Raw genomic sequence first — 9,186 nt, 5'->3', positions numbered from 1 at the left:
GCGTGGGAATGCAGCCCGGGACGCTCCGCGTCCCTTTCGAAGCGGACGCAGAGCGTCCATTGAGGCATTCCCACGCAGAGCATGGGAACGATCAGTATCGAATCAGGGCTTGAGCGCTTTCTTCGGATAAATGTCATACCGGCTGGACTTGCCATCCAGCGCATGACTCGGCTTCGGCCCGTCAATGCACGGCGCCTTGCGTGGGCGCTTGACCACCACCCGGTGACTGGCCAGGGCCAATGCCGCTTCGAGCAATGCCGGCGCATCCGGGTCATCACCGACCAGCGGCCGGAACAGGCGCATCTCCTTCTTCACCAACGCGGTTTTCTCACGATGGGGAAACATCGGGTCGAGGTAGATCACCTGCGGCGGCTCGCCTTCCCAGTTGCGCATCACTTCGATCGAGTTGCCCTTGAGCAAACGCATCCGCGCCACGATCGGCGCCACGTCGAAATCTTCCGCGCCGCGCGCCAGGCCATCTTCAAGCAAGGCGCCGATCAGCGGCTGGCGCTCGATCAGGCTCATCTCGCAGCCCAGGCTGGCCAGCACGAACGCGTCCTTGCCCAGCCCCGCCGTGGCGTCCAGCACGCGCGGGCGCACGCCTTGGGCGATGCCGACCGCCTTGGCGATCATCTGACCGCTGCCGCCGCCGTACAACCGACGATGGGCCGCACCGCCCTCGACAAAATCCACCCGCACCGGTCCCGGTGCGTCCGGCCCCAATTGTTGCAGCTGCAACCCCTGCTCGCCCACCTGCAAGGCAAACTCGCCGTCATCCACCTGCAACGGCAACCCCAGGCGCTCGGCCCATTGCTCGGCCTGTGGCTGAAAGGTCGTGCCCAAGGCCTCGACATGGATGCGGCAGGCCGCAGGTTGCTCAATCATGGGAAAACACGCTCGAAAAAATTAATGATCGGCAAAAACGGCCGATAACCAAACTATCGAGCATTTTGCCAGAGCTGAGCGTCGACCGAGAGAAATGTCAGACATTCAACGCACATCGATAGGTTACATCTCGCCCCATGGCGATTTTGGCCTGCGAAATTCCCAAGCACTGAGCGGCGTCAGTCACCTGTGGCAGGATTTTTTTGCCCAGGCGCTGGCCGATCAGTCGGGCGATGTCGTGCCGGAGTCTCTCAACTTTCCGCCGGTCGATCTCGACAGCCCGGTCGAACCGACCGTTGGCAGCGAGCTGCTGGCACACATCATTTCCCAGCGCGAATGTGATGTGATCGAAACACCAGTCCGCCCGCCAGAGCCACTGTTCCTGCCGATTGCCGAGTTCGAAATGGACCTGGCCGACAAACCGTTCCCGCCGTTCCCACCGCAAGAAATCGTCGCGCAACAGAAACAACAGGACTTCGAAAGCGGCTGGGTACGCCCGATCGTGCTGACTGCCGGTCAAGCACTGCCAGAGCCCGGCGCCGCACCGCAACCGCGTCCGCTGCGCTTGCCGATCGCCGAGTTCGAACTCGATCTGCTGGACAAGCCGTTCCCGCCGTTCTCGCCCGAAGAGCTGGTGGAACAACAGAAACAACTCGATTTCGATAACGGCTGGGCACGCCCGATCGTTCTGCAGAACCTGCGCATCGCCGCATAATCCTTCAGCGGCACCGCCACCACGGCCCGACATCCACATGAAAGTGGTTGCGATGGGCGGCGTTGTAGTCCGGGCTCAACACCACACTGAACATATCGCAGGCGCCGTCGCGGATCTGACGCAGAAATCGCGCGTCCTGGTTATCCTTCGACCAATCCTTGAGCACGCTGACGAATCGGCCGTCCGCCAGCCGGAATCCGCTGATATCCAGTGCATCGGCCGTGGCATGCTGGCTGCGCCTGCCGTTTTCGCGGTTGTAGACGTTGCGACAGGCGAAGCTGCCGAGATGGTCGACCCGTTTCACAGCCTGCCCGTAGACAGCCTGAGCCGCCGGTTGCAGGGCGTGGCGCTCGAACAAGGCGAACGCTACCGCCAGGCTGCAACTGGCGAGGAAACTGCTGCTCAGCGCCGCCTCGCCACCTTGCACACGCAAGGTGTTGGTTAACGGGCAAGTCGCGTCCGGGCTATCGGTCTGACGGGCCACCCGCAAACCTGAGCTGCTCAGAACCTGGTCGCATAACTGCGGATCATCGCGCAGACGCATCAGTTTGTAGCGGGTCAGCAGGTTCGGTTCGGCCTTTACGTCCAGCGGCGCCCATGGGTTCCATTGCGGGGGAATGGAAACCCAGCCGCGCCAGACGCTCAACCCGGCAGCGCCGATGATCAACAGCACCAGCAACAGCCCCCATCGAAACCGCATCGTCAGCCTTTGAACAATTGATTGGCCTTCTGGAACGGCATCGAGCGGGAGGTAAAGCCGAAGGTCCCGTGTTGCTGGATTTCCTCGGCGGCGCGGAAGAACTCGCCATACGCCGCCAAGGCCAGGGCCGAACCGACGCTGATGCGTTTGACGCCCATTTCACTCAACTGCTCGACCGTCAGTTTGAGCCCGCCGGACATCAACACATTGACCGGTTTCGGCGCCACGGCGCGGACCACCGCCAAGACCTCTTCAGCGCTGCGCAGGCCCGGTGCGTAAAGCACGTCGGCTCCCGCCTCGGCGAATGCCTGCAAGCGGCGAATGGTGTCGTCGAGGTCAGGATTGCCGTGCAGAAAGTTCTCGGCACGCGCCGTCAGCACGAAGGGAAAAGGCAAACTGCGAGCCGCCGCGACAGCCGCTTCGATACGCGCCACGGCATGCTCGAAGCAGTAGATCGGACCGTCTTCACGCCCGGTGGCATCTTCGATCGAACCACCAACGGCACCGGCCTTTGCCGCACGCAGAATGCTTTGGGCGCAGTCGGCGGGGGCGTCGGCAAAGCCGTTTTCGAGATCCACCGCTACCGGCAGATCAGTGGCTGCGACAATTGCTTCAACGTTCGCCAGGGTTTCATCGAGCGTCAGCCCACCATCGGGACGCCCCCGGGAAAAGGCGTAACCGGCACTGGTGGTCGCCAGCGCCTCGAAGCCAAGGCTGGCGAGCATTTTCGCCGAACCGGCGTCCCAAGGGTTGGGAATGACAAAAGCGCCCTCGCGTTCGTGCAGTGCTTTGAACGCCTGGGCTCGAAGGGTTTGCGCATCCATTGGCAGGCTCCTGAAAAAGGGGAAATATAAACCGCTTTTCGTAGGAGCCAGGCTTGCCGGCGAAGGCGCACTCAAGGACGCCTTCGCCGGCAAGCCTGGCTCCTACAGCTGGGAACGAGGCCGCTTCAGAGCAAGCCAAGTTGCTCGGCAGCGGGCTCTCTGTATAGCTCAGGCAGCGGCGGCAAGCCAGGCAAACGCAGCATCAGTTGTGCGTGAAAACGTTGTGCCAGTTTCGCTGCCAGCTGGTTATCGGCGGTGTGCAGGAAGATATAGGGCATGCGGCCCTCTTCGATCCAGGCAGCGATTTTCTCAACCCACGGCACCAGGAATGGATCGTTGGCTTCAAGCACAGGATGGCCGATGAAACGCACCTGTGGGAACTGAGTAAACGCAGCAGGACGAGGCGGCACCCTGGGCTTTTTCGATTGGGCGTGGAGCACCGAAGGATCGGTCGAGGGGCAGCTGAACAGCGCTCGCGGATCAAGGCAGATACGCTCGACACCACGGTCCAGCAACAGGCGATTGAGCATCCGCTCGGCATCGCCCTTGGCGAAGAACTCATTGTGTCGCACTTCGACCGCCAAGGGCCGATCCACCGCGTCAATAAAACCGGCCAGCTCGGACAAGCGTTGAGGGGTGAAGCTTTTGGACAATTGCAGCCAGAGGGGAGAAACACGTTCACCCAGAGGGCTGAGCAATTGCAGAAATGTCTCGGCGGCGGTCAATTGTTCGCGCAGGTCACCGCTATGGCTAATGTCGCCGGGAAACTTGGCGGTGAAGCGAAAGTGTTCAGGCATCGTCTCGGCCCAGCGTTGCACAGTGGCGGCAGACGGGCTCGCGTAGAAGGTCGTATTGCCTTCTACGGCGTTGAACACTTGAGAATAAAGATTGAGAAACTCGGTGGGCCTGGCGTCTTGTGGATACAAGTAATCGCGCCAGGCGTTTTCACTCCAGGACGGGCAGCCGAGGTAGTAAGGCAGCCGCATCAGATGTACAGGTCGAGACCCAGTACATCCGCTTCCCAATCGACAAACGTGGCGGTGCTCAGGTAACTGGCCAGTGCCATCGCCGCACTTTTACTCATGGCGCGGTGATAAATCATGTCTTGTTGACGCGCGGGGAGATTGCTCAGACGTTGTGCGGAAGCTTTGGCGGCACGAGCGGCCAACTGCTCTTCGGAAGGAATTTCCAGCTCACCGTCGATATCGACGTAGTCGTCATCCGCCACAGGGCCTTTGCGGGGCTTGCGCTTGATGGGGTAGGACTGGGAGGAAACGCCGTCTATACGCATGAGTACATGTCCGGTATCAATGATGGCAGCTTAGTGGCACATAGCCCACTTCGCAAACTGCCGAGTGATAACTAGAACACAGAAAAGCGAAAAGGTTTAAAAGCGGCAGGTAGAAAACTGACGATTGGCTGCGGTTGGAACACTTTGTGGCGAGGGAGCTTGCTCCCGCTGGGCTGCGAAGCTGCCCCCGAGCGCAGACAGGTACACCGCGCCGTCAGGTTCTACGACTGCTCCGCAGCCGAACGGGAGCAAGCTCCCTCGCCACAGAAGGCCCTGATGCCACAAGGACGGCGTGGATTAACGCGCTTTCGGGGTGGCGACTTTATCGCGCAGATACACTGGCTGCGCCTCATCGGCCACGATCGCTTCACCGCGCTCCCAGGCAAAGCGCGCCAGGGTCAGCAGGTCTTCGGCGTGGGGCAGCATGCCGGCATCCGAGCCGCTCAGGTTGACGGCAATGCGCTCGGCATACCCCCAACCGGTGCCCGCGCCGAACCATTCGCCGCTGGCATCGGCCGGCAGTGCGGCGACTTCGGGCGGCAACACAGCTTCGTTGCCCACCAACCGCATCTCCCCCGCCGTTTCGCGGTAGCAACCCCAATACACCTCATCCATACGCGCATCGATGGCCGCCGCGACCTGGCTGACACCGTGTTCGCGATAGGCCCGCTGGGCGAGTACGGCGAGATTGGAGACCGGCAACACCGGGCGATCCAGCGCAAACGCCAGACCTTGCACCACGCCGATGGCGATCCGCACACCGGTGAACGCGCCCGGGCCACGGCCGAACGCAATGGCATCGACCGCTTGCAGCGTGGTCCCGGCATCGGCCAGCAGTTGCTGGATCATCGGCAACAGCTTCTGCGCATGCAGACGCGGGATCACCTCGTAATGACTCGTGACTTTGCCGTCATGCAGCAAGGCAACGGAGCAAGCTTCAGTCGCGGTGTCCAGGGCCAGCAAGGTGCTCATCGATGTTTCCGTAAGAGAGGTCAGAAAAAGTGCGCCAGTATAAACAACTACGGCCCGCAAGCGGGCCGTAGTAGATGAAGCCGATCAGACTTTTCAGCTCAGTGCTTCAAGCACCTTGCCGGTGATCACTTCAACCGAGCCAACACCCGGAATATGGCTGTATTTCGGCTTGCCCTGCGCAGAGGCCAGCCCCTGGTAGAACTCTACCAGTGGTTTGGTCTGGGAGTGGTAGACCGACAGGCGATGACGCACGGTTTCTTCGGTGTCGTCCTTGCGCTGCACCAGTTCTTCACCGGTGATGTCGTCTTTGCCGGCGATTTTCGGCGGGTTGTAGACGGTGTGGTACACGCGGCCGCTGGCCTCGTGAACGCGACGACCGGCGATACGCTGAACGATTTCTTCGTCATCGACGGCGATTTCGACCACATTGTCCAGTTCCACACCCGCTTCTACCAGCGCTTCAGCTTGCGGAATGGTGCGCGGGAAACCGTCGAACAGGAAACCATTGGCACAGTCAGGCTGCGCGATACGGTCCTTGACCAAGGCGATGATCAGATCGTCGGAGACCAGACCACCGGCATCCATGATGCCCTTGGCTTTAACACCCAGCTCGGTACCGGCTTTTACAGCAGCACGCAGCATGTCGCCGGTAGAGATTTGCGGAATGCCGAATTTCTCGGTGATGAACTTAGCCTGAGTACCTTTACCGGCCCCGGGAGCTCCCAGCAGAATGACGCGCATTAGATGTGCTCCTCAATTTTTTATTTAGAATTACTTAAACAAAACAATGGATTCGCCACGTGGGGCCAATCTCAGAAATAGGGTCGTGACCGCCCAAACGGTCAAAGGCTGATCAAGATACACAGCAGGCCCTGCCCACACAAGCCGCCGAAAGTCGGAGAAACCCGAGCCTGATGAGACCTTGCGAAGGGGTAACCCAAGTCGCAACCCCATCATTAACTGTCGCGTGACAGACCTTTTCGACCGCTCGCCAGCAGGCACTCGACGCTCGCGCCGGGTGCCTGTCCCCCACGATGAAAACCTTAGCCGGTATTTCGCAAACCGGCGGCAATCCCCGCCACAGACACCAGTAATGCCTGTTCTACCGGGCTGCCCTGGGCCACATCCTGTTGCCGCGAACGTGCCAACAGCTCGGCTTGCAATAGATGCAGCGGGTCGAGGTAAGTGTTGCGCAGGCGGATGAATTCCAGCGTGGCTGGGCTATGTGCCAGTAGCTGCGACTGCCCGGTCAACCCCAGGACCACCGCACAGGCCTGCGACAATAGGTCGCGTAAATGCGCACCCAAAGGGAGCAGATCCGGCTCGACCAAGCGCTCATCGTAAGACTGGGCGATATCGGCGTCGGCCTTGGCCAGCACCATTTCCAACATATCGATGCGAGTACGGAAGAATGGCCACTGCTCGCGCATCTGCCCCAGCAGCTCTCCCTCGTCGCGCTCCAACGCCTTGCTCAATGCCGCTTCCCAGCCAAGCCAGGCCGGCAACATCAGGCGCGTCTGGGTCCAGCCGAAGATCCATGGAATCGCGCGCAGGCTTTCTATGCCACCAGCACGGCGCTTGGCCGGGCGGCTGCCCAACGGCAAACGCCCCAATTCCTGTTCCGGGGTGGACTGGCGGAAATACTCGACGAACTGCGGATTCTCCCGCACCACGGCGCGGTAAGCCTTGACGCCGTCGGCGGCCAATTCGTCCATCAAATGCCGCCAGGCAGGCTCAGGGGGTGGCGGGGGCAACAAGGTCGCTTCCAGCACCGCCGCCAGGTACAGATTGAGGTTTTGCTCGGCGATGTCCGGTAGGCCGAATTTGAAACGAATCATTTCCCCCTGCTCGGTGGTGCGGAAACGCCCCGCTACCGAACCTGGCGGCTGCGACAGAATCGCCGCGTGCGCCGGACCACCACCACGGCCCACGGTGCCACCGCGACCGTGGAACAACAGCAGCTCCACTTGCTGCTCGCGACAGATGTCGACCAAACGCTCCTGCGCCCGATACTGCGCCCAGGCCGCTGCGGTAGTGCCAGCGTCCTTGGCCGAGTCGGAATAACCGATCATCACTTCCTGCGGCCCTTGCAGGCGCGAGCGATAGCCCGGCAACAACAAGAGTTTTTCGATCACCGGGCCGGCGTTATCGAGGTCGGCGAGGGTTTCGAACAGCGGCACCACGCGCATCGGCCGTAGTACGCCGGACTCTTTGAGCAGCAATTGCACGGCCAGCACGTCGGAAGCGGCACCGGCCATGGAGATCACATAGGAACCGAGGGAAGCCCCCGGTGCTGCGGCGATTTCCCGGCACGTCGCCAGCACTTCGGCAGTGTCGGCAGACGGCTTGAAGTACGCGGGCAGCAACGGGCGGCGATTGTTCAGTTCGCGCATCAGGAAGGCGATGCGCTCTTCCTCACTCCAATCCTCATAACGGCCCAGGCCGAGGTAATCGGTGATTTCGGTCATGGCCGCCGTGTGACGCGACGAGTCCTGTCGCACATCAAGGCGCACCAGAAACAACCCGAACGTCACCGCGCGGCGTAGGCAATCGAGCAACGGGCCGTCGGCGATGACGCCCATTCCGCACTCATGCAGCGAGTGGTAGCACAGCTCCAGTGGGTCCAGCAGGTCGCGGTTGTTTTGCAGTACATCGGCGGATGCTGGCGTGTTTGCTGCCAGGGAAGCATGGGCCCAGTTACGGGTCGCGCGCAGGCGTTCACGCAGTTGTTTGAGCACTGCGCGGTAAGGCTCGGCGCTGTCGCCGGCCTTGGCTTTCAACTCGTCACTGGCCTGCTGCATCGACAACTCGGCGGCGAGGTGATCAACATCGCGCAGGTACAAATCGGCGGCCATCCAGCGCGCCAGCAGCAACACTTCGCGGGTTACGGCGGCGGTGACGTTGGGGTTGCCGTCGCGGTCGCCGCCCATCCATGAGGCAAAGCGAATCGGTGCGGCTTCCAGTGGCAGGTGCAGGCCGGTGGCGGCATGCAGGGCCTGATCGGCCTTGCGCAAATAGTTGGGAATCGCCTGCCACAGCGAATGCTCGATCACCGCGAAGCCCCACTTGGCTTCGTCCACGGGTGTCGGACGGGTACGGCGGATTTCTTCGGTGTGCCAGGCTTCGGCGATCAGGCGCTGCAACTTCGTTTTGATCTGCTCGCGCTCGGCGGTAGTCAGGTCGCGATGGTCTTGTGCGGCCAGTTGCGCGGCGATCGCGTCGTACTTCTGGATCAGCGTGCGACGCGCGACTTCGGTGGGGTGCGCCGTCAATACCAGCTCGATTTCCAGCCGGCCCAATTGCCGGGCCAGGGACTCGGGGTCATGGCCCGCAGTCAGCAGGCGAGCGAGCAATTCCGGCAACACCCGGGCCTCGAATGGCGCGGGTTGCGACTCTTCGCGGCGGTGAATCAACTGATATTGCTCGGCGATATTGGCCAGGTTGAGGAACTGATTGAACGCTCGCGCCACCGGCAGCAACTCGTCTTCGCTCAACTGGTTGAGGCTGGCGCTGAGTTCGGCGTCCATCGAACCGCGACGGTCAGCCTTGGCGCCTTTGCGGATCTGCTCGATTTTGTCGAGAAAGTCGTCCCCGTACTGTTCACGAATGGTGTTGCCCAACAGCTCACCCAACAGGTGAACGTCCTCGCGCAAGCGTGCATCAATATCGGTCATCAGCAGTTCTCCAGCGAAAATCCGGGCGGCTTTGCTCAATGTCAGTGTAGGAGCCAGGCTTGCCAAGAGCACACGTCTGAACTCCAGTCACGCCAATATCTCGTATGCCGTCTTCTGCTTGAAAA

The 9,186-nt window shown here is 61.3% G+C and carries 9 protein-coding genes; 1 reads left to right on the top strand and 8 read right to left on the bottom strand.

Going from position 1 to position 9,186, the window contains the following annotated elements; translation table 11 throughout:
* Window positions 1-102: 102 nt before the first annotated feature.
* Window positions 103-885 carry a class I SAM-dependent methyltransferase gene (locus PMI18_RS03825; protein WP_007906283.1) on the bottom strand — a complete coding sequence of 261 codons (783 nt, stop codon included), beginning with the start codon at window positions 883-885 and terminating at the stop codon, window positions 103-105.
* Window positions 886-979: 94 nt separating this feature from the next.
* Here PMI18_RS03825 and PMI18_RS03830 point away from each other — a divergent pair, with 94 nt between their 5' ends.
* Window positions 980-1,600, top strand: a complete 621-nt coding sequence (locus tag PMI18_RS03830; protein WP_007906282.1) for a hypothetical protein — start codon at window positions 980-982, stop codon at window positions 1,598-1,600.
* Window positions 1,601-1,604: 4 nt separating this feature from the next.
* Here PMI18_RS03830 and PMI18_RS03835 read toward each other — a convergent pair whose 3' ends face one another.
* From PMI18_RS03835 to ppc, 7 genes are all read right to left on the bottom strand, one after another.
* Complete coding sequence (locus tag PMI18_RS03835) at window positions 1,605-2,300, bottom strand: extensin-like domain-containing protein (RefSeq protein WP_007906281.1); 696 nt, start codon at window positions 2,298-2,300, stop codon at window positions 1,605-1,607.
* A gap of 2 nt (window positions 2,301-2,302) precedes the next feature.
* Window positions 2,303-3,124, bottom strand: a complete 822-nt coding sequence (locus PMI18_RS03840; protein WP_007906280.1) for an isocitrate lyase/PEP mutase family protein — start codon at window positions 3,122-3,124, stop codon at window positions 2,303-2,305.
* Between the two features lie 125 nt (window positions 3,125-3,249).
* Complete coding sequence (locus PMI18_RS03845; protein ID WP_007906273.1) at window positions 3,250-4,110, bottom strand: DUF72 domain-containing protein; 861 nt, start codon at window positions 4,108-4,110, stop codon at window positions 3,250-3,252.
* Window positions 4,110-4,415 (bottom strand): hypothetical protein, encoded by a 306-nt coding sequence (locus PMI18_RS03850; RefSeq protein ID WP_007906271.1) that lies wholly within the window; start codon window positions 4,413-4,415, stop codon window positions 4,110-4,112. Before PMI18_RS03850 ends, PMI18_RS03845 begins: the two co-directional genes overlap by 1 nt.
* 297 nt (window positions 4,416-4,712) lie before the next feature.
* Window positions 4,713-5,387 (bottom strand): tRNA (adenosine(37)-N6)-threonylcarbamoyltransferase complex dimerization subunit type 1 TsaB, encoded by a 675-nt coding sequence (gene tsaB / locus PMI18_RS03855; protein ID WP_007906268.1) that lies wholly within the window; start codon window positions 5,385-5,387, stop codon window positions 4,713-4,715.
* 93 nt (window positions 5,388-5,480) lie between these two features.
* Window positions 5,481-6,128 carry an adenylate kinase gene (gene adk / locus PMI18_RS03860; RefSeq protein ID WP_007906266.1) on the bottom strand — a complete coding sequence of 216 codons (648 nt, stop codon included), beginning with the start codon at window positions 6,126-6,128 and terminating at the stop codon, window positions 5,481-5,483.
* 302 nt (window positions 6,129-6,430) lie between these two features.
* Window positions 6,431-9,061, bottom strand: coding sequence for a phosphoenolpyruvate carboxylase (gene ppc / locus PMI18_RS03865; protein WP_007906264.1), 2,631 nt, complete (start codon window positions 9,059-9,061; stop codon window positions 6,431-6,433).
* Between the last annotated feature and the right edge of the window lie 125 nt (window positions 9,062-9,186).

Source organism: Pseudomonas sp. GM102 (genome assembly GCF_000282555.1).
Taxonomy (GTDB): Bacteria; Pseudomonadota; Gammaproteobacteria; order Pseudomonadales; family Pseudomonadaceae; genus Aquipseudomonas.
This window is presented reverse-complemented; position numbering and strand designations above follow the sequence as displayed.